At 56.9% G+C, this 19,130-nt stretch carries 17 protein-coding genes and 4 tRNA genes; 20 read left to right on the top strand and 1 reads right to left on the bottom strand.

The genetic code is table 11. The features are described 5' to 3' along the window. Nucleotides 1-1,030 precede the first annotated feature (1,030 nt). From DXD16_RS00380 to DXD16_RS00445, 13 genes are all read left to right on the top strand, one after another. Complete coding sequence (locus DXD16_RS00380) at nt 1,031-2,338, top strand: nucleotidyltransferase (RefSeq protein ID WP_117654738.1); 1,308 nt, start codon at nt 1,031-1,033, stop codon at nt 2,336-2,338. A gap of 10 nt (nt 2,339-2,348) precedes the next feature. Then, nucleotides 2,349-2,885 (top strand): hypothetical protein, encoded by a 537-nt coding sequence (locus DXD16_RS00385; RefSeq protein WP_117654739.1) that lies wholly within the window; start codon nt 2,349-2,351, stop codon nt 2,883-2,885. A 364-nt stretch (nt 2,886-3,249) separates the two neighbouring features. Next, nucleotides 3,250-5,271, top strand: coding sequence for a P-loop NTPase fold protein (locus tag DXD16_RS00390; protein ID WP_158551476.1), 2,022 nt, complete (start codon nt 3,250-3,252; stop codon nt 5,269-5,271). A 395-nt stretch (nt 5,272-5,666) separates the two neighbouring features. Beyond that, nucleotides 5,667-6,761: a hypothetical protein gene (locus tag DXD16_RS00400; protein ID WP_117654742.1), complete on the top strand. Its 1,095-nt coding sequence runs from the start codon at nt 5,667-5,669 to the stop codon at nt 6,759-6,761. A gap of 266 nt (nt 6,762-7,027) precedes the next feature. Then, nucleotides 7,028-7,618 carry a hypothetical protein gene (locus DXD16_RS00405; protein ID WP_117654743.1) on the top strand — a complete coding sequence of 197 codons (591 nt, stop codon included), beginning with the start codon at nt 7,028-7,030 and terminating at the stop codon, nt 7,616-7,618. Nucleotides 7,619-7,641: 23 nt separating this feature from the next. Further along, nucleotides 7,642-8,184, top strand: a complete 543-nt coding sequence (locus DXD16_RS00410; RefSeq protein ID WP_117654744.1) for a hypothetical protein — start codon at nt 7,642-7,644, stop codon at nt 8,182-8,184. Continuing rightward, on the top strand, nt 8,184-8,447 hold the full coding sequence (locus tag DXD16_RS00415) for a hypothetical protein (RefSeq protein WP_117654745.1): 264 nt from the start codon (nt 8,184-8,186) through the stop codon (nt 8,445-8,447). The genes DXD16_RS00410 and DXD16_RS00415 overlap by 1 nt, the downstream gene beginning before the upstream one ends. Before the next feature lie 3 nt (nt 8,448-8,450). Then, nucleotides 8,451-8,657: a nucleotidyltransferase family protein gene (locus DXD16_RS00420; protein WP_117654746.1), complete on the top strand. Its 207-nt coding sequence runs from the start codon at nt 8,451-8,453 to the stop codon at nt 8,655-8,657. A gap of 79 nt (nt 8,658-8,736) precedes the next feature. Further along, nucleotides 8,737-8,925 (top strand): hypothetical protein, encoded by a 189-nt coding sequence (locus tag DXD16_RS00425; RefSeq protein ID WP_118449418.1) that lies wholly within the window; start codon nt 8,737-8,739, stop codon nt 8,923-8,925. Nucleotides 8,926-9,420: 495 nt separating this feature from the next. Next, nucleotides 9,421-10,290, top strand: coding sequence for a DUF3825 domain-containing protein (locus DXD16_RS00430; protein WP_158551478.1), 870 nt, complete (start codon nt 9,421-9,423; stop codon nt 10,288-10,290). Between the two features lie 138 nt (nt 10,291-10,428). After that, nucleotides 10,429-10,503 (top strand) — tRNA-Val (locus tag DXD16_RS00435). A 369-nt stretch (nt 10,504-10,872) separates the two neighbouring features. Then, nucleotides 10,873-12,027 carry a hypothetical protein gene (locus DXD16_RS00440; RefSeq protein ID WP_117654749.1) on the top strand — a complete coding sequence of 385 codons (1,155 nt, stop codon included), beginning with the start codon at nt 10,873-10,875 and terminating at the stop codon, nt 12,025-12,027. A gap of 335 nt (nt 12,028-12,362) precedes the next feature. Then, nucleotides 12,363-12,435: transfer RNA gene (locus tag DXD16_RS00445), tRNA-Ala, on the top strand. Nucleotides 12,436-12,644: 209 nt separating this feature from the next. On the opposite strand, the gene DXD16_RS00450 is transcribed toward DXD16_RS00445, so the two are convergent. Continuing rightward, nucleotides 12,645-12,720 (bottom strand) — tRNA-Ile (locus tag DXD16_RS00450). A 618-nt stretch (nt 12,721-13,338) separates the two neighbouring features. On the opposite strand from DXD16_RS00450, the gene DXD16_RS00455 reads away from it, so the two are divergent. From DXD16_RS00455 to DXD16_RS00485, 7 genes are all read left to right on the top strand, one after another. Then, a tRNA-Ala gene (locus DXD16_RS00455) sits at nt 13,339-13,411 on the top strand. A 75-nt stretch (nt 13,412-13,486) separates the two neighbouring features. Continuing rightward, nucleotides 13,487-15,520 (top strand): ABC-F family ATP-binding cassette domain-containing protein, encoded by a 2,034-nt coding sequence (locus DXD16_RS00460; protein ID WP_117654750.1) that lies wholly within the window; start codon nt 13,487-13,489, stop codon nt 15,518-15,520. After that, nucleotides 15,507-15,803 (top strand): hypothetical protein, encoded by a 297-nt coding sequence (locus DXD16_RS00465; protein WP_168170409.1) that lies wholly within the window; start codon nt 15,507-15,509, stop codon nt 15,801-15,803. Before DXD16_RS00460 ends, DXD16_RS00465 begins: the two co-directional genes overlap by 14 nt. A 9-nt stretch (nt 15,804-15,812) precedes the next feature. Further along, entirely contained in the window at nt 15,813-16,496 is a 684-nt protein-coding gene (locus tag DXD16_RS00470; protein WP_117654751.1) for a site-2 protease family protein, read from the top strand. An 84-nt stretch (nt 16,497-16,580) separates the two neighbouring features. Further along, nucleotides 16,581-17,393, top strand: a complete 813-nt coding sequence (locus DXD16_RS00475; RefSeq protein ID WP_117654752.1) for a ScpA family protein — start codon at nt 16,581-16,583, stop codon at nt 17,391-17,393. Between the two features lie 11 nt (nt 17,394-17,404). Further along, the gene (gene scpB, locus DXD16_RS00480) at nt 17,405-18,124 is read left to right on the top strand and encodes an SMC-Scp complex subunit ScpB (RefSeq protein ID WP_117654753.1); all 720 of its coding nucleotides are present in this window, start codon (nt 17,405-17,407) and stop codon (nt 18,122-18,124) included. Beyond that, a complete protein-coding gene (locus DXD16_RS00485; RefSeq protein WP_117654754.1) occupies nt 18,111-19,082 on the top strand; it encodes a pseudouridine synthase in 972 nt (323 codons plus the stop codon). Before scpB ends, DXD16_RS00485 begins: the two co-directional genes overlap by 14 nt. Nucleotides 19,083-19,130: the final 48 nt, after the last annotated feature.

The following is a 19,130-nucleotide window of genomic DNA, read 5'->3' on the forward strand; positions in this document are numbered from 1 at the left end:
GTAGGGTCTCCATAAGGCGGAATCTGTAGAGGAAGGAGACTGTGATATCGTGCGCTCCGATGATGATATGCCTGGAGAAGGGTTTTACGAGCGCTACCGCGTGCTCTTTTACCCATGGATTCACGAGAGGCCTACGGCCAGAATGCGGGATGTGCGACGGGAGAAGCGAGCCGTTCGCCAAGTGGAGCCCGACGACTTGAAGCCTCTCCTTGAGGCGGCGGCACTGGCGGATGGGTTAACCAAATGAACCCGGATGGCGTTATAATTAGCTTCAATGGTCAAATCGATTTCGGCACGGTTGTTGCTTTCCTATCTTTGGCGCTCACACTCCTCCAGTGGATTGTCTCGCTGGTACGGGGCCGCCGGGCAGCCGCGCGGAGCCAGGCGTCGGCCATCTGTGCCCGTGTGGTCAGGATGCCCGAGGGGGAGACGGCCACGGTTGGCAGGTGCAGGGTTGATTTCGGGCCGCAGTTCGGACTAGAAGTGATGAACAATAGCAACGACGTCGTTTACCAAGTTATCCTCACTGCCGCGCTCGTCCAAGGTGCCGGGCCTCAAGACGGGAGGGACGTCGAGGGGTGTGGCTGCAGAGTTCTACTCTCGTCCGTTGCTCCGGGTAAAACCGTGAGGCGCATCGGGTATCTCGATTGCTCGATGCATAAGACCTTCGGCTGCGAGGTGGCTTTCACCGATCGCTACGGACGCAGTTGGGTGCGGAAGAGTGACGGTCATTTGTGCAGGATTCGATTCAAAACGCCCGTCGATTATACGGTCTGATGCTGCCTGTGGAGTGGATGGACTTCGATGAATGGTAATCGACACGCTCTGGTTTTGAACGAAGAGTCCCCGAGACGATCGATAACGATTCTTCTTTGATAATGCATGCGGCGCTACCATTAGCAGCGCCGCTTCTTCTATGTTTCGCTCGTAGGTCCATCTTGTGCCTAGCAATGACTCTAAAACCCGCATTTTTTGAGGTAGGGTTGCTATAATGTCAGACACTAGAACATCTGTTTGAAAAGGCGGTTATATGGCCAATAGCGCAGACTTTGAATCATTCTTGAAGGATATCAATCCCAGCAAGAGCACCATTGATGAAGCGAGTCGACTTCACCGTAATCTCAGGGACCATCTCAAGGCAAGTGAGACCTATGGGGCTGTATGCAAGGACACATATCTCTCTGGTTCATACGCCAAGCAGACCTTCATACGACCGAAGAAAGATTCTGACAGCTGCGATATTGACATCATCGTTGAGACAAACCACTCCATCAACGAATCCCCGTTTTGCGTTTTGCTCGAGCTCGAGGATGCGATACGTGAGCGCGAGTGCTACAAGAGCGTCAAAATGCAAACGCATTCCATCGGCATTGACATGGCGAACTTCCATCTTGATGTCGTCCCCTTGGTCAAAGATGAAAACGGTCTTCTCTACATCGGTTCCAAAGCCGATGGCGAATGGAGGCAGACGAATCCCAAAGAGCATCTCACTTGGTCGACTGAGATTAACAAAGAGTTCAACGGGGATTACAAACCTCTAGTGAAGATAATGAAGTGGTGGAGAAGGGAGAACTGCCCAAGTTTGGTGAAGTTCCCAAAGGGCATCACTCTTGAGAAGATGATCGCCGACAACCTCCCTGAAGCAGGGTTGTCGATCGAGGATTGCGTCATGCAGGTAATGGCAAACCTTGCAGTTGCATACGCCGATGAACTCGACTCGTACCAGGTGCCCTTCATTGAGGATCCAGCCATAGAGGGAAACAACCTTGCCGGAAAGTACTGCTATAACGATTTCGCCCAGTTCGTGGACAAACTCAACGAGCACCTCTCGCTTCTTGCGGACGAGGGAACCGGCAACAGCGTTTGGAAGCAAATATTTGGAAACAACTTCCCTTCGGGAGGCTCTACGTACGGAACCACGGTATCAGATAAGTCAATAAGCCAACAGCGCGCATTGTCTGTTCAGCACAGGCAGCCGTTAGGCTTCCCCATGCAGGCTCGTAAGCCAAATGCAACAATTACGGCAACGGTCAAATTGCCTTCAGGAGAAATACGAGCACTCGAAAACGACGGCGCGGCCATACCGAAGGGCTCCACTATCGTGTATAGAGTGAACTGTGGGCCGCTAAAAGATGGCAAGGTAATGTGGCAGGTCACGAATACCGGCGATGAAGCTATGAGGGTTTGCTGCAGGGGCGGTTTCGAGATCCCAAACATAGAAAAGACCTCCCGTCGCGAGGAGACAGCGTATACAGGAAAACACTATGTTCAATGTTTTGTAATTCGAAGGGGATATTGCGTCCGTTGGAGCAAACCATTCTTCATCAATGTTGAGTAGGTGGTCATCGATGGATATCAGCAACGTAATCTCTGGCATCCTTTCTGTCAAAGAAACCATATCTATCTTCCTCGAATTCTTCGGATTCCTGTCGCTCTCCGCATTCGCTATCGGAGCCTTCTCGCGTCTCGGTAAAGCCGCGTGGCGCTTCGGCCTTGCGCTGTACGGCAAGAAGATAATGATTGTTGCGAGTGACGAGGACTACTGCGACCTTGAAGAGGACCTTTCCGACTCTGGACTGATCAAGAGGAAGAACATACAGCGCGTTTCGGACAAACATATATCTAAGGTAAAGGATGCGCTCCTGCTGATAGTGGTCTACGGATATTTAGACAAAGATGGCTTTAGGCAGATTATCAACGGGAAGAGTTCTCGATGCGGCCTTATCGTCCACTGTCCGCCGGAAAAGGGCCGAATCGACGATGAGGAGATGAGGCTCCTTAGCAAAACCGCATTTACCGCGCTTTGCAATTTCCGAGGCAGGTTAGTGAACGACGTTCTGCTCATGATGCTATCCACTTCATTCAAAAAGAGCGACCTGAAATAGACTGATGTCGCAAGGTTTTTGGAGCCCCGAAAACTGCACTTTCCGCAAATAATTACCACGGAATCCCAATACCCAACATGGAATTAGCAAAGGAAAACTTTTTACAGGCTGTGGCGAGCTTGGAATGAGATAGATGAAGAGTGCGGGCATGAAGGAGCTTAGAAATAGCGACTTGCTCATGATGGTGAGCGCCCGCTTCTCGCCGGTGACGAGGTTGCTGTGTTTGTGCTTGCAGTAGATTCGGCGGTATCCTAGCGCCCCCTTGCAAAGACCGCGCCTCGCGGCGATGGTAAGTGAGGTGGTCGCGAGAGGTGTTCCCTCTACAATTTCTCCAATCCAATTTTACATAAGGGAGGTAGTGGCCTTGGATAAATCCAACCTATCTCTTGCCACGGATACACCAATCAAGGCGGGGGAGCAAGATCTTATCGGAAGGACCCCTTTCGCTGAGAGGCTGGCAGATATTCTGAAATCCGCAGCTGGTCCCGAGTCCCTTGTCATTGGTTTGTATGGGCCTTGGGAATCAGGCAAGACTTCGGTTATAAACCTCGTTGAAAATGCGCTCTCCCGAAAAGACGATGACGGCAAGGCGGGCGTCTCTGTCGTCCGTTTTGAGCCCTGGAATTACCTCACGTCCGAGCAGCTGCTCGCTCAGTTTCTTAAGGAAGTCGGGAGTGCGCTTGATAAAGATGTACATGGGCGGCGCACGCTATTCGGCAAGTTATTCGGCAAGCTGTGCGGTAAGCGCCCCGAGGTGCTCAATGCTTTCGCGGCATATTCTGAAGCCTTGTTGATTACCGCCGGTGCCGCTGCCAGTTTGGCGGGCGCGCCGCTTGCAGGCGTTGCTGTGCCTGCCTTCGGCAAACGTTTGGCGAGCAGGTTGAGGAAATCCGCAGAAAGGGCGGGAGGCGTCTCTTCGAAGAAACAGAGACTTGAGGAGGAGCTCCTCAAGTTCGATGGGCGGGTCGTAGTGATCATCGACGACATTGATCGGCTGCCGAACGATCAGGTGCGTATGGTGTTTCAGCTCGTCGCCTCCCTGGCGAAGCTTCCGAAGATAAACTACCTTCTTTCATTCGATGAGGAGGTGGTTACGCGGGCTTTGAGTGAAGTCCAGAATTGCGATGGCGCCGAATATCTGGAGAAGGTGGTCCAAGTCCCTGTGCACCTGCCGTCCATTTCATCGGGCGATTTGGAGCGGGTGCTTCTCAAGGACATCAATGCGATTTTCAAGTCGTTTGCATACAGGCTGGAGGACCTCGACGACAAGAGGTGGAACGGCGTCCGCCTGACGTTTCTGAACAATCGGTTCTTCACCATAAGGGAGGTTCGACGGTTCACGAACGCGTTAAAGGCGAAGTTGAGCATCCTGCCGCGATTCTGCTGCTTCGAGGACGTCGTCGCCTTGGCGGTACTGGAACTCAAGGTGCCAAAACTCGTTGATTGGATTCGCGTGCACAAGGACCTCCTTTGCGGCACAATCGGATCGTCATTATATATGAATAACATGGATCCAAAAGACAACCTCGCCAATTTGGAGGAGCTGATTTCTAGGATAGTCCCGAGATCTGAAGCCAAGTGGGCGGTCGAGGCCGTCTGCAGGCTTTTCCCGCGGGTGGCAAATAAAACTGGCATGAGTCATTGCGTCTCTTACTCGAGGGAGAGCTTGAACGCTATCTGGCGGGCCGATTCCTTCGATCAATACTTCCATTCGAACATGCCGGACGGAATCGATATTCATGAGGTGCAGGATGCGTTAAATGTGAGCGAGGGCGGAGTATTGCTCGAAGACCTGCAAAGGCACGCCGAAGCGGGAAGCATGATCGACTTTGTATCGGCTATGAGGGCCCGTGTATCGACATTGGAGGAAGACCGTGCCGAGGTCGTCACTAGGGCGTGCCTTTTGGCCTTGGGTCTGAGCGAGGAAAAGAGCTACGCCCCTTTGGCCTCGACTAGCGCCGACCTGGAACTCATCAGACTCATCGAGTTGCTGTTCAAACGGTTGGGGCCTGCTAAGTCTGGCGAGATTCTGCGAGCGTCGGTGGACGAGAGCGAGGGGAGAGTAATCTATCCGCTCGTGCCTTTCTTGATATATCAGCTGGACAGCATGAATGCCACGGAAAATAGCGATTGCAAGACGCTTTTGCCCGAAGGCAGTATTTTCGAGCTTTCTGATGCCGTTTGCGCCAAGGTAGGCGAGGACGCCGCCGCGAGAAACCTGTTCCTAGACGATGAGTATCATTATGCGCTGATCTTGCTCAAGAAGCGTAAACCCAATGAATTTATGGCTTATGCGAAAGGGTTGCCAATGCTGACGGGGCGGGGTGCGCGTCTTTTCTTTCGTTCGGGACGGGTCGCTACACATCGCTGGACAGCGGCGAAGTAACGAGCTTCTTATTCGATAAGACTGGTGTCGCAGAGGTGGTCGAGCTCGCAAAGATCGACGGTCTTCTTACTGCGGCGCGCGCAGACGGCAGCTTTTTCGAGTTGCCGGAAGACTGCCAGCTGGTTGCGGCAGCTTTCTGTGTTGCGAATGAAGATGATGCTAGGAACGAGGTCTCTGCTGAAGAAGCCGGTAGGTTCCTCGCGCGTTGGAGGCGAAATGCCAGGAGGGCGTGATTCTTCCTTTCACCGATTGGCAAAACGATTTACACCTAATTGTGAACATTGCCCACGCGATTTTTCTTTGCCCCCGCATTGATCTCGCTAGACTAATACTTGCTGCTACCAGCGCATTTTCTGGTGCACATTCTATTGGCTCCTTCGAAGATCGGAGCGGGTATGTTTGCTGCCGAGTCCCACGCCAGCCGTCATCACATTGCGATCGCTGCCATGGCCTGCCTATGCGTTTTGCTGGGCGGGCCTTCTTATGCCGCGGGCGCGGAGAGCCTCATCATCGCGGGCGCGACGTACTACGAGCCGGGCGTGTCAGGCCCAGGCTGGGCCTGGACCGATGCCGACCACCTGGAGCTTAACGGCTACGCGGGCGAGGCCATCGGCGCCGAGGGCGACCTGGTGCTGACGCTTGCCGGGCAAAACTCCGTGACGGAGTCGCATGCGCCCGATGCAGACATCACGCTGTGCGGCATGGAGGTGTGGGGCAACCTGACGCTTCGCGGCTCAGGGACCCTGATGGCGACGGGCTCGCAGTGCGGGATCCACGTATCGCAGGCACTCGTGGTGGACGGCTGCACTGTCGATGCCCGGGCGGACGGGGCCGATATTACGGACGAGGCGGTCGCCGGCGTGATCGCAGGCGACATAGCCGTGCGCGGCGGCGGGCGCGTCGTTGCCGCGGGCGCCGGGACCGGAGCGGGCGTGCGCGCCTACGGCGTGTATCTGCAGGATGCGGGCCTTGGCGTTGGTACGGCCGGCTGTCGGCTTTCCGTCGATGCCTCGTGGCTTGATGCGGTCAGTGCCGATGGCGGCGTTGCGTGTACGGGCGGGTCGCTTGTGTCCGCGCGCTTTGTGACGCCTGCTGGTGGGGCCTTTGGTGCTAGTGGCGTGGTGGATGCCGTAGGGGCCGTGGCACAGCATGTGGTGGTTGAGCCCGATGTCACCACGCCCCCGGCGGGGGAGACCGACAGGAACGAGGTACCGAGCGATAGCGCGGACAAGTCTCCCGCCGATGCTAACCCCGCTGCCGGAGAGCCCACCACAGGACCCACGGCAAATCCGGCGCTGAAACCAGCGGCCGCGACAACCAAGATAACAACGACAGTAACCAAGACCACGGTCGCCAAAGTCCCCAAGCCCAAAGCTGCCACCGCGGCAACTGCGGCACTCCCCAAGACCGGCGACAGCAACTGGGTCGTCGCCTCTGTGGCGCTTTTCCTTCTGGGGACAGCGCTCTTGGCTGCCGCATATCGCTGCTAGGGCCCCGTTTAAGCGAGACCAGGGGGTGGTAAATGCAGCTATTGCAGAAGTCTATAGCCTTCTACTAAATCATCTTCTTAGAGATTGGTGCCGTATCAGCTATCGCTGCGACGGCACTATTTTGTTTAGCTCGACTGCCTCTCGATCTGTTACCGATGTTGAGCCCTACACCCCATCCGCCAGAGCGATAAGATAATTGCAATCCAAATGCTGCCGTTTATAAAGCTTCATTTGGACCCAATTGCCTACATCACTGGAGACCAACCATGGGAAACTACTATCAAATTAAAACCGTCGCTTTGGCCCCTCCAAGAAGGCAAATTCAGGCAGGAAAGGTCATTTGCGTTAGCGGGCTTATTTTTACCCTTGGCAGCCCATTTATAGCTTGGCTGCTCAGCGTTGGCGTAAATCGAGTGCCGTCTTTCCCCTTGATATTTTTCGGCTTATTCTTGTTTTTGGACGGTCTCCTAATTATCTTGATCGCTTCGAAGCAGCAAGAAGCACTTCTTAAACTACGCCAATCCCTCCTAGAAGATGATCCACAAATCGTCGCAAGCGCCGAAGAGTTTATGGCTCAGCGAAAGGCCCTGACACAGCAAGGCGAAATTACTGGCATCTTCATTGTCCATAATGCAACCAAGGATCTGTACTACGTAGGCCAAAGAACAAAGGCAATTGATCGGGCGGCCATACAGTTTCTCGGTAGGGGAAATTGCGATGTGTATGCCGACTACAAGTACGGTGACTCATTCAACATACGAATAATCCCGCTGTCGGGAAGCGGCTACGAAAGTCTCAATGAGCTAAAACGCGCAGCGATACAAGCGCTCGAAACTGCTGGCGAGGAGCTTTATTAACGGCGAATGTTAGGATAAATGATATGGCAAACTCAAATAACACAGGCAACAACAAGGAATTAACGCCGTCCGTCGAAGAAACGCTTCTTAACGAATCCGGCTCGATTGCCAGGGTCAAATCGTTCTCGTGGATCTGGTTTATCAATAAGGAACGAATCCACGACATAGATCCCGTCCAATGCGGCAAATGGATGTTCTTCTTCTCTCCATTCAAAACCGCCCTCATGGACGACATTGTCGGAACCGCAGTTCTTGATGGCGTCGTCGTAGAGGCCAAATACTCGAATCCCGAAACGCTCATCGCGGCGGGCTCGAAACAAGGTGTCTGCTGCTTTTACCTAAACGGTAACGATAGAGAAAGCCATAAGAGGGTACTGAGCTACATGCTGGAAAACGGGCTAGTCAGGAGGACAAAGAGCGGCAAGCTGTATAACATTTCGTTCAAGTTCGACTCTGAGACCTATGCGGGAAAGTACAAGGGGAGCGGCTTCTCCGGAAAGATAAAGCTCGCGGACTTCGTAGACCTGGAGACGGGAGAGTTTATCTTGGACAGCGGGGCGGATTAATGAACTCTGCTTATGCTAGGGATGACGGGACCGTTCGCGTAGCCGTCGAGCGTCCGGTTGACCTTGGCTTTGACCATGCGGAATGCTTCTTGCCTGCGGTTAATTGGTTCAATGTCGAATGTTTTTCTACTGACGATCTGGATTTTTTGACCGAGTTCGTTAGATCAAACGCTCCGTTTATCTTCGAGCTAGCAGAACGGCAAAAAGCCGGATCGGCGGTTTCGGCGCTGGCCCCTGACGTTCTACTGTTGAACAGCAAATAACCCATGATTTCGCCTACCGACATATCCACCGCCGCCTCCCGCGTGCTTGCTCAATACGACGTCAGCAAAGCATATTTATTTGGCTTCTTTGCCCGAGGCGAGCAAACGCCTGATAGCGATATTGACTTGCGCCTAGTCTGCGGCAACACCATGACGTTCGGCACGCTGTACGAACTCTCCCATGAGCTCGAGAAGGAACTTAGACGATAGGTTGATATCGTCACCAACCCTCCAGAGCACATGCGCCCGGCTTTCCGCAAAAACATCGAACGGGAAGAGGTACGCCTTTATGTCTCAACATAAACGAAACGATGAGTTTACGGATGCAACCATACAGCCCTATCCGCCCAAAGAGCCTAACGCCGAAAGCCTACAGGCCATCCGCGAAGGGGATGCGTTCTTTGCCAGTGAAGAACCAGGCCGTTTCGACAACTCCGCCGACCTTATCAATGCGGCTCTAAATGCCCCTGAAATGTGAGAAAATTCATTCACCGAAGAGACAGTCGTCTTGGAGGTGCCAGATCGGCGAGGTACGTACCTCGCCATTTTTGACAACGACGGATATTGGCACTATCCCGCTTCCTGGCATAGCCCGAGGGCTGACGAGCGCGACCGTGTGACTTCTGGGTATGCCTTGCAGCTCTTCCCATTCATTTGTATGCTTGACTTTGATTTTGGTCGTAAGGCGCGACCAACGGAATCAAAAGAAAGCCTACCGGGAAGATCTTGGTCGCAGAGCACGACCAACGCAATCAAAACAATGCTCGCGGAGAAGGCGCCTTCAGTCGCATTGATTGGAGGCGCCTCTAATACCAAGAGATATCTACTCTGCCGGAGAGCCAGGAGCAAAGGTGGCGGTCGAACGCGCCTGATAACGGGTATCGCTCTAACGAAACCAGTACTACGCTTGGATCCAGGGTCTCGTTTCCAGAAGCCGCTCCCGCGACAAGCTCGTCAAAGAGCTAAGGCGCAATTGCGTTGTGCGTGCCGGCGACCCGTCGCGCGTATAGAATCTAAGCATCCGCACAACAGCAATGAAATTGATTGGACGCCACATGGAGATCCCCAACACCTGTGCAGCAATGTATACGACTTTGCGTTTTGCCCCGAGCCCTGCTACGACCGCCTAGTCGACCTCACCGATCCCGAGGACTGGGGTCCCAGTAACCGCATCCTCAAAAACTACCTGTTGTTCTCGTTTAGTCGCGCGGTGTTCCTGACCGAGCGCGACGTGGACCAGACCGCGCCGTCCAACCTGCCGTTGGTGTTCGACGACGATCGCTGCCTATTCAACACAGGCCTGTACACGCGCCGTTACGAGACCATCTACGGTCTGTTTGAGCCCAACACCAAGCCCGATGCGCGCCAGCGCTGGTTTTTGAAGGGTTTCTTTAAGGAAAGCGATCCCATGCTGGTCTCGTTTGAATACCTGCCGTGCCGCGTGCGCTTTGCCGAGGACCCCTCCGAGCTGGTCTTTGACTACCGCCTGCCCATCCGTTCCAACATCGACCACATTCTGGGCGACGAGGAGAACCTCCCGCGTATTCCCGCCAGCCTGATGGGGGAGGGCAACTCGCTGCTGCTGCGCCGCGCCTTTGAGGGAGCCGTCGTCGAGGCCGCCCGCCGCGCCGCCGCCAATTACACGCTCGCCGTGCCGCAGTTCTACGGCGGTCGGATCCAACTGCTGCTGCCGCTGTGCCTAACCGGCGACAAGCCCGAACTGGCGCTGACCATCCAGCGCGAGGACGGCTTCTACGCCGCGCGCACCTGCCTCACGCTCGACATGGCCTATAACAATGCTCGACTTATCTGCCGTCCCGAGACCTCGTGGATTAAGCGATAAAGGGTGGCTTAACTGCGGTTTTGCCGATTGCCTTGGTTGTTTTGGCTTGGCTAGCACCCACGAATTTAAAATCGAGGGCAAAAAGTTCTTGGTAAACCGCGCGCGGCTATGTTAGTATCTCTTTTGCCGAAAGGCGACGGGCGATTGGCTCAGGGGTAGAGCATATCCTTCACACGGATGGGGTCACAAGTTCGAATCTTGTATCGCCCACCATCTAAAGCACAGGTCAGAGGTGTTAAGCCTCTGACCTTTTTCTTTTTGACACCAAAATTGAAGCGAAGTTACCTAAGGCGTTATATGTTACGCAGTTCACCTTAGGTGTCGTCATTGCGCGTTTTGCAAAATGCGTCTGCGTTCATTCATTGAATTCCCTGCGTAATCTATGTGCAATTGTGGAGACAGAGACCGCTGGCTCACAGCTTGTACCAGCGCGTTCATGCCTATGGCGGCTTTTCAACGGATTGCGTCAAGCTTTTGGTCAGCGTTTGGTCAGCTTCCGGTACTTACCCGCATGATGCCCCGGTAGATAATCGTCCACGACCACAACCGCACGGTCTACGGCCGATACCAGGGGAGGCGCAAATGGACGAAATCGTCTGCGCAAACACCGCATTCCGCTATTGGCGCTGCCCACCGCAGGTGCGCGACCTCTACCCGCGCCTACCCAACTCCGAAGAAGGCTGGCGAGCTCTATCCCAAGCCCCTTTCGTAACCGACGTCCTCAAGACCCCAGTCATCACAGCAGCATCAACTCGAAGCAACCTACATTCCGAGACAAGACGGACCATCCGATGGAACAGCGCCTATACGGAGAAGGTCTCGATCGACACGGGCATGGGCTTTAGCGTCACAGACCCTCTTCATACGCTATTCACCATGACTCGAAGCGTTTCTTCATGCGACCTGGTTCTGGCCATGTACGAGCTCTGCGGATGGTTTTCGGTTTTTAAACCATCGCCCGCGGTCGACATGGCACTTGAGCAAGCAAAATCAGAAGAAGAGCAGTACACCACAGAAAGTCTTTTTGAACTAGATGAAACCCAAGACGAGGCCCCATGGAAGCGAGTCTATGCTCGGGCGAGCCAGAAGGACAGCGAGAATGATCAAAGTGGGCAGCAGAATGACGGATCCGGAAATAAAGCAAACGGAAAAGGCACATCGCTCTGGATGAGAAAGCCTCTTATTGAAATAGAAGAACTGCACAAATTTGCAGCGAAGGTTAAGGGCGAGATGTGGGGAAAACAATTCTACGAAGCCGCACGGCAGGTAATGGGTATTGCGGCATCCCCGCTAGAAGTTGCTGGAATCATGTTGCTAAGTCTTCCGAGGCGTACTGGCGGAGCGGAGTTTAAAAACATATACGTCAACGACTTAACACCGCTGTCGAATTCAGCTCGAAAAATCGCAGGTCAGAAAATCTGTTACGGCGATATCGTCATCGTAAACCCAATAATAATGAAAGCTGTGATTATCGAACTTCAGGGAGAGGTTATCCATGGTTCAGGCGCCGTGCTGGACCACGATGCCGCACGAATGACAGCATTACAAAGCATGGGATACGACGTATTTCTTGTAACCCATGACATGCTCAATGATCACGATCAGCTTGATGCCATCATTCACAGTGTGTGTGAGCGATTGGAGTTGCGCTACAAACCAAAAACCGAGGCGATGAGATGCGCTGAGACCAGATTGCGAGCCAACGTTCTGTGCAATTGGCTTGGTATTGGTAAGTAATAATTTCAATGTGAGCAATTTTAATACTTTATATTCTGTTAGTAATTAAGTGCCACTTTAAAACCATGCCGGTTTACTACGTTGGATTGAGGGTGGCTGAGCACACCGAATTCGCCGCTCGTAAAACCGCAGGTAGATCACCTGCCCGTTATGCGAAAGTAAGCGAGAGGTCGGAAATCCGGGAATTAGCGTAGTAAACCGGTCTGTTTTTGAAACGACAGGATGGATCGGGCATCGTGGGTCCTTTCGGCCCCACACCCGTTCCACGCGCCGCAAAATTGTTCAAAATTGTCCTTGCATCGCCGTCGAAGTTCCCGTATAGTACTTCTTCGCACGGGGGCGTAGCTCAGCTGGGAGAGCGCTTGACTGGCAGTCAAGAGGTCAGGGGTTCGATCCCCCTCGTCTCCACCCGAGCATTGAATGAGGCTCCAACGCAAGTTGGGGCCTATTTTCATATTAATCGATTTACACATCTGTTGGCTGGGCAGCATCTTGGCTACATATCCATTGTTAATCATGAATATGAATGTTAATAACTTTACGTCTGTGGATGGCAAAGCTAGTCCGCAGCACCAATAACAAAGAGGCCAGGCGTAACGCCCGGCCTTAAAACTCTCTGGTGGGCCCTCCGGGATTCGAACCCAGAACCCAGGGATTATGAGTCCCCTGCGCTAACCGTTGCGCCAAGAGCCCTTATGAACAGTGAATGCAATTCTAACAAAGGCAACTCAGACCTAATTTCTTCGCTTCACGACGTGAAATACTACCATGCACGAGCAAGTCGCACAACGCAAGATCAAGCCCGATGCTAATCAACAGCAATTCTAGGCGCGTCGCAGAAAAGACGCGATCTAAAAAATTTAAGGCCTTTAATTCAGGGCTCCAACACACTTTTGCGTGAAATCAACCTGATGCCATTTCAAAACCATGCCGGTTTACTACGACGAATCGGCGACCCCCGAGCACCGTGTGTTCTCCGTTTGCAAAACCGCAGGTAGGTAGCCCTCCGGTTGCACGAAAAGGCGTGCGTGGTTGGACATTCCTGATTTATCGTAGTAAACCGGCATGGTTCTGAGGCGCTGGGGAGGGGCGCTTCGCAATCGGACCCGATAATGGGACTGGCGGCGCACGGAAAACCCTGTTGAACGGGGCGCGTCGTGTTCCACGCGCCAAGTCGGCCGGCGTACGGGCTGTGCGGGGGCCAGGCGCCCCGCGGGCTGGCGCGATCCCGTGCGCGCCGACACTCGCGAAAATTTTTCCAAAAATGTCCTTGCATCGTGGTCCGAGTTCCCGTATAGTACTTCTTCGCACGGGGGCGTAGCTCAGCTGGGAGAGCGCTTGACTGGCAGTCAAGAGGTCAGGGGTTCGATCCCCCTCGTCTCCACCCGAGCATTGAATGAGGCTCCAACGCAAGTTGGGGCCTTTTTTCATATAGGCACACAAGGTCAAAGGCGGCACCATGATCCTCCTGGTCGACAAGATCGAAAAAAGCTTCGGCGCGCGCGTCCTCTTTAGCGGCGCGTCCTTCCAGATCAACCCCGGCGAGCGCTTTGCGCTCGTTGGGCCCAACGGCGCCGGCAAAACCACCATGCTCAAAATCATCATGGGCATCGACAGCCCCGACGCCGGCCAGGTCCAGTATGCCAAAGACTGCCAGGTGGGCTACCTAGAGCAGGAAACCAACCTAGAGCACAAGGACACCACCATCCTTGCCGAGGTCATGGCCGCCGCCAAGGAAATCCGCCGCATGGGCGAGCGCGCCAACGAACTGCAGGCCCAAATCACCGAGCTCTCCGAGCAGGGCAAGGACGTCGACGCGCTCCTTAACGAGTACGGCCAGGTCCAGGACCGCTTTGAGCACCTGGGCGGCTACGAACTCGAGAGCAACGCCCGCAAGATCCTGTCCGGCCTGGGCTTTAAGGTCACCGACTTTGAGCGCCCGTGCTCCGAGTTCTCGGGCGGCTGGCAGATGCGCATCGCGCTTGCCAAGCTCTTCCTGCGTCACCCCGACCTGCTGCTTCTGGACGAGCCCACCAACCACCTGGACCTCGAGAGCGTCCAGTGGCTGCGCGGCTTTATCGCCAACTATGACGGCGCTGTGCTCATCGTCAGCCACGACCGCGCGTTTATGGACGCCTGCGTCGACCACGTCGCCGCGCTCGAGAACCGCCGCGTAACCACCTACACCGGCAACTACAGCAGCTACCTCAAGCAGCGCGAGGACAACCTGGAGCAGATGCGCGCAAAGCGTGCCGCCCAGGAGCGCGACATCGCCCACATGCAGGTCTTCGTAGACAAGTTCCGCTATAAGCCCACCAAGGCCGCCCAGGCGCAGGAGCGCATCCGCAAGATCGAGCAGATCAAAAAGGAGCTCGTCATCCTGCCCGAGGGCCACAAGCACATCGACTTTAAGTTCCCCGACCCGCCGCGCTCCGGCGACATGGTCGTCGGCCTTGAGGGCGTGTCCAAGTCCTACGGCGACAAGCACATCTACAGCGATATCGACCTCAAGCTCTACCGCGGCGAGCACGTGGCGCTCGTCGGCCCCAACGGCGCCGGCAAGTCCACGCTCATGAAGATCCTCGCCGGCCTGGAGCCGCCCACCACCGGCACCCGCGATCTGGGCACCAACGTCGGCGTCGCCTACTATGCCCAGCACGCGCTCGAGGGCATGACCGAGTCCAACACCGTCCTGCAAGAGATCGACACCGTCACGCCCAAGTGGACCGTGCCGCAGCAGCGCAGCCTGCTGGGTGCCTTCCTGTTTAGCGACAACGACGCAATCGAAAAGCAGGTACGCGTCCTCTCCGGCGGTGAAAAGGCGCGTCTAGCCCTGGCAAAGATGCTCGTGGCCCCCGAGGCGCTCCTGTGCCTGGACGAGCCCACCAACCACCTGGACATCGACTCGGTGGACATGCTCGAGAACGCCCTGCAAAACTTCCCCGGTACCATCGTGCTGATCAGCCACGACGAGCACCTGGTACGCGCCGTGGCCAACCGCGTCATCGACATCCGCGACGGCCAAGTCACGGTCTACGACGGCGACTACGACTACTACCTCTACAAGCGCGAGGACCTCGCAGCCCGCGCCGCCGCCGAGGCGTCCACGGAGAGCGCGCCGGCCACGACCAAGTCCACCAAGGCCAGCGCCGCCCAGGCCGACACCCCCGTCGCCGCCCCCAAGCCTGCCGAGGGCAAAAAGACCAAGGAGCAAAAGCGCGCCGAGGCCCAAGCCCGCGCTGCGCTCAACAAAAAGCTCAAGGGCGTGCGTAACCAGCTCAAGAAGATCGAGACGGAGCTCGACAAAAAGCGCGCCCGCTATGACGAGCTTATGGAATTGATGGCAAGCGAAGAGCTTTATGCCGATCAAGACAAGTTCAACGCCGCGCTGGGGGAATATAACGGCCTTAAGCAAGAGCTGCCCAAGCTCGAGGACGAATGGCTGGAGCTTTCCACCCAGATCGAAGAGGAGACCGCGCGTGAACTCTCGTAAGGCCGCTGCCGTGGCGATGAGCATCATCGCCATCGCCTGTCGCATCTGCGGCATCTTTATGAGCGCGATGACCGTGCTGCTGTGCTTTAGCGGCCTGACCGCCAAGCTGCAGATCGTAGGCTTTGTCGTTGAGCTTTCGCGCGCGCTGCCGAGCGCCATCGCCGGCTACGGCGTCATCACATCGCCTTTTGGCGGCGTGTTCCGCCTAGATTACGCCATCGTCGCCGTGATCCTGTTTGTGATCGACTACCTGCTCACGCGCGCCTCGCGTCGCGTCCGCTAGAGGAGCGCCATGTCCAGCAGCTACATCATGAACCTGCTCGCCAGCGCCGTCGCCGTCATCGTGGGCATCGTCATCCACGAGAGCGCGCACGCCGCTGCGGCCTGGGCACTCGGCGACAAGACGGCCCGCTCGCGCGGCCGCGTTTCGCTCAACCCGCTCAACCACATCGACCCGTTTGGCACCATTCTCCTGCCGCTGCTGATGCTTGCTGCCGGCGGCCCGGTGTTCGCCTTTGCCAAGCCCGTGCCCGTCTACCTCAACAACCTCAAGCACCCCAAGCGCGACGAGGTCCTGGTGAGCGCGGCCGGCCCCGCATCGAACATCGCGCTGGCATGCCTTGCCGCAGCGCTCATGCACCTGGCTTACGGCAGCCTCTACGCCAGCATGTCCTTTACCGTGGCGTCCCACATCATGAACTTCGGCGCCACCTTTATCGTGGTCAACCTGTCGCTCTCCTTCTTTAACCTCATCCCGATCCCGCCGCTCGACGGCTCGTCGATCATCGTGCCGTTCCTCAAAGGCAAGGCGCTCGCCAACTACTACCGCCTGCAGCAATACGCCATGCCCATCCTCATCCTGGTGCTGTACCTGCTGCCCATGTGGACCGGCATCGACGTGATCGGCCGGTATTTCGACGTTACCGTGTATCCGCTGGCCGAGTGGCTGCTCAACTTCGCAATCGCCGGCATCTAAGGTAAACTTACAGGTCGACCGTGCAAATCGGTCGCAACATGCACCCAAACCGCGCCGCGAAGGCGCCGTCAAAGGAGGTCGAAGATGTCGTATCGCGTGTCGACGCAGGTCTACAGCGGACCGTTCGACCTGCTGCTGCAGCTGGTAACCCGCCAAAAAGTAGATATCGGCGCTATCTCCATCAGCGAGGTGGCCGAGCAGTACCTTGCCGAGGCTGAGCGCATCGAGGCGCTGGACCTGGACGTGGCGAGCGACTTTCTGCTGGTCGCGGCAACCCTTCTGGACATCAAGGCCGCCTCTCTGGTCCCGCAGGAGGCCCCGCGTAAAATTGATGACGACGATGGCGAGTTCGACGAAGACCTCGAGGAACTCAGCGCGCTCGACGGCGACGCCCTGCGCGAGGTCCTGATTCAGCGTCTGATTGCCTACAAGCAGTTTAAGGGTGCGGCTGCGGCCCTCGGTGCCCGCATGCAGGCCGAAAGCCGCATGCACCCGCGTGTGGCCGGCCCCGACCCCGAGTTTTTGGGCCTTATGCCCGACTACCTGGCCGGCATCACCCTGCGCGGCCTCGCCGTCATCTGTGCCGACCTGGACGGCAAGCGCCAGACCTTCCTGCTGGAGGCCGAGCACGTGGCGCCGCATCGCGTGCCGCTCGATCTGACCGTAGCCTCGGTCGACCGCTTTACCATGGCGCACCAAACTTGCACCTTCCGCGAGCTGTTGGACGGCGACGCCACCACCGAGCAGCTCGTCGTCACCTTCCTGGCCATGCTCGAGCTCGCCAAGCGCGGCTCGCTCACGCTGAGCCAGGACGAGATCTTTGGAACCATTCAAATCAACCGCGTCGAGGGCGCCGAGGCATACGTGCCCGGCGAGGGCCCCGAGCTCACCGAATAGGAGCCGCAACCATGTCAACCCTTTCCACGCTGGAGGTAAACAGCCTCAAAGGCGCCCTCGAGGCGCTGCTGCTGGTGTCGAGCGACCCGGTGAGCGCGCCTGCGCTGGCAGGTGCGCTAGATATCGCCCCTGGCGAATGCGCATCGCTGCTCGCCGAGCTCAAGGTTGAGTACGAGGAAGCCAACCGCGGCTTTCAGCTGCGCGAGGTCGCCGGCGGCTGGCGCCTGTTTACGCATCCCGCCTACCACGATGTGGTCGAGGCCTATGTGCTGAGCTGGGACACGCAAAAGCTGTCGCAGGCGGCGCTCGAGACCCTGGCCGTCATCGCCTATCACCAGCCCGTCACGCGCGAGGTGGTCAAGGGCATCCGCGGCGTCAACTCCGACGGCGTCATCGCGTCGCTCGTGGATAAGGGTCTGGTGCGCGAGCTCGGTCGCGACCCCGAACGCGGTCAGGCCATCATCTACGGCACGACCAACGCCTTCTTGGAAAAGTTCGGTCTGCGCTCCACTCGCGACCTGCCCGATCTGGAGCAGTTTGCGCCCGACGAACAGTCGCGCCAGTTTATCCGCGAGCGCCTGAGCGGTCGCAGCATTCAGTCCACGCTTGAGGAGCAGGCTGAGGACCTGGACGAAGAGCGCGAACTGCTCGATACCGATGTTGAAGACACCGATGGCGAGGAGCTTCTGCCCGCAGGTGTTACCTCGGAGGACATGCATGACGAGGACTAACGAAGCAGAGGAGACGCGCACCGCAAGTGCCACGGGCGCCACAACGCCCGCAGGCGACGCCCAGCCCGTCTACCCGCACACCATGCGCCTGCAGCGCTTTTTGGCTCGCGCGGGCGTGGCGAGCCGCCGTGGCTCGGAGGACCTGATGACCGCCGGCCGCGTGACCGTCAACGGCCAGGTCGCGACCGAGTTGGGCACCAAGGTCGATGTGGACCGCGACCATATCGAGGTCGACGGCATACCCGTCAAGCTCAACCAGGGCGCCGTGTACCTGATGCTCTACAAGCCGACCGGCTACCTCACCACCATGAGCGATCCGCAGGAGCGCCCTTGCGTGGCCGACCTGGTCCCGCGCGACCGCTTTCCGGGGCTCTTTCCGGTGGGTCGCCTAGACCGCGACACCACGGGCCTTTTGCTCTTTACCACCGACGGCGACCTGTCGCAGGACCTGCTGCACCCCAGCAAACACGTCTACAAGACCTACCAGGCGCTCGTGGACGGCCACCTGACCGATCGCGACTTGGAACCACTCCGTCGCGGCATCGAGCTCGACGACGGCCTGTGCCAGCCGGCAATCTGCCGTGTCATCAACGCGCGCGAGGCCGAGGCCGTGGCTCCGCAGGGTGTGAAGCCCGGAACCACCGCCGTTGAGGTCATCATCCGCGAGGGCCGCAAGAATCAGGTCAAGCGCATGCTGAGCAAGATCCACCATCCGGTGATCCGCCTGCACCGCTGCAACTTTGCCGGCCTGGAGCTCAAGGACGTGGCCAAAGGCTCGTGGCGCGAGCTAACCGACCGCGAGGTGCAGATTCTCAAGGACGGCGGAATCCCGCCCAAGCAGGCCAGCTCCAAGCGCGGCGCCGCGCCGGCGACTAACACCGCGAGTCGCACGCGGCACCACGGCAGCCACGGCTCCGCGCCCAAGCGCAACACCTACCGCGAGCGCTACACGAGCTAGGCAACCCGCCAAGCCGCAGCGCCTGCGTCCCATACCAACACGTCAACC

The organism is Collinsella sp. TF11-5AC (genome assembly GCF_003436775.1).
Classification (GTDB): domain Bacteria; phylum Actinomycetota; class Coriobacteriia; order Coriobacteriales; family Coriobacteriaceae; genus Collinsella.

What these genes read in the sequence shown, in the direction of transcription:
- DXD16_RS00380 (WP_117654738.1), top strand. Translation starts at nt 1,031, where the DNA reads ATGGCCAATAGCGCAGACTTTGAATCATTCTTGAAGGATATCAATCCC.
- DXD16_RS00385 (WP_117654739.1), top strand. Translation starts at nt 2,349, where the DNA reads ATGGATATCAGCAACGTAATCTCTGGCATCCTTTCTGTCAAAGAAACC.
- DXD16_RS00400 (WP_117654742.1), top strand. Translation starts at nt 5,667, where the DNA reads ATGTTTGCTGCCGAGTCCCACGCCAGCCGTCATCACATTGCGATCGCT.
- DXD16_RS00405 (WP_117654743.1), top strand. Translation starts at nt 7,028, where the DNA reads ATGGGAAACTACTATCAAATTAAAACCGTCGCTTTGGCCCCTCCAAGA.
- DXD16_RS00410 (WP_117654744.1), top strand. Translation starts at nt 7,642, where the DNA reads ATGGCAAACTCAAATAACACAGGCAACAACAAGGAATTAACGCCGTCC.
- DXD16_RS00415 (WP_117654745.1), top strand. Translation starts at nt 8,184, where the DNA reads ATGAACTCTGCTTATGCTAGGGATGACGGGACCGTTCGCGTAGCCGTC.
- DXD16_RS00420 (WP_117654746.1), top strand. Translation starts at nt 8,451, where the DNA reads ATGATTTCGCCTACCGACATATCCACCGCCGCCTCCCGCGTGCTTGCT.
- DXD16_RS00425 (WP_118449418.1), top strand. Translation starts at nt 8,737, where the DNA reads ATGTCTCAACATAAACGAAACGATGAGTTTACGGATGCAACCATACAG.
- DXD16_RS00440 (WP_117654749.1), top strand. Translation starts at nt 10,873, where the DNA reads ATGGACGAAATCGTCTGCGCAAACACCGCATTCCGCTATTGGCGCTGC.
- DXD16_RS00460 (WP_117654750.1), top strand. Translation starts at nt 13,487, where the DNA reads ATGATCCTCCTGGTCGACAAGATCGAAAAAAGCTTCGGCGCGCGCGTC.
- DXD16_RS00470 (WP_117654751.1), top strand. Translation starts at nt 15,813, where the DNA reads ATGTCCAGCAGCTACATCATGAACCTGCTCGCCAGCGCCGTCGCCGTC.
- DXD16_RS00475 (WP_117654752.1), top strand. Translation starts at nt 16,581, where the DNA reads ATGTCGTATCGCGTGTCGACGCAGGTCTACAGCGGACCGTTCGACCTG.
- scpB (WP_117654753.1), top strand. Translation starts at nt 17,405, where the DNA reads ATGTCAACCCTTTCCACGCTGGAGGTAAACAGCCTCAAAGGCGCCCTC.
- DXD16_RS00485 (WP_117654754.1), top strand. Translation starts at nt 18,111, where the DNA reads ATGACGAGGACTAACGAAGCAGAGGAGACGCGCACCGCAAGTGCCACG.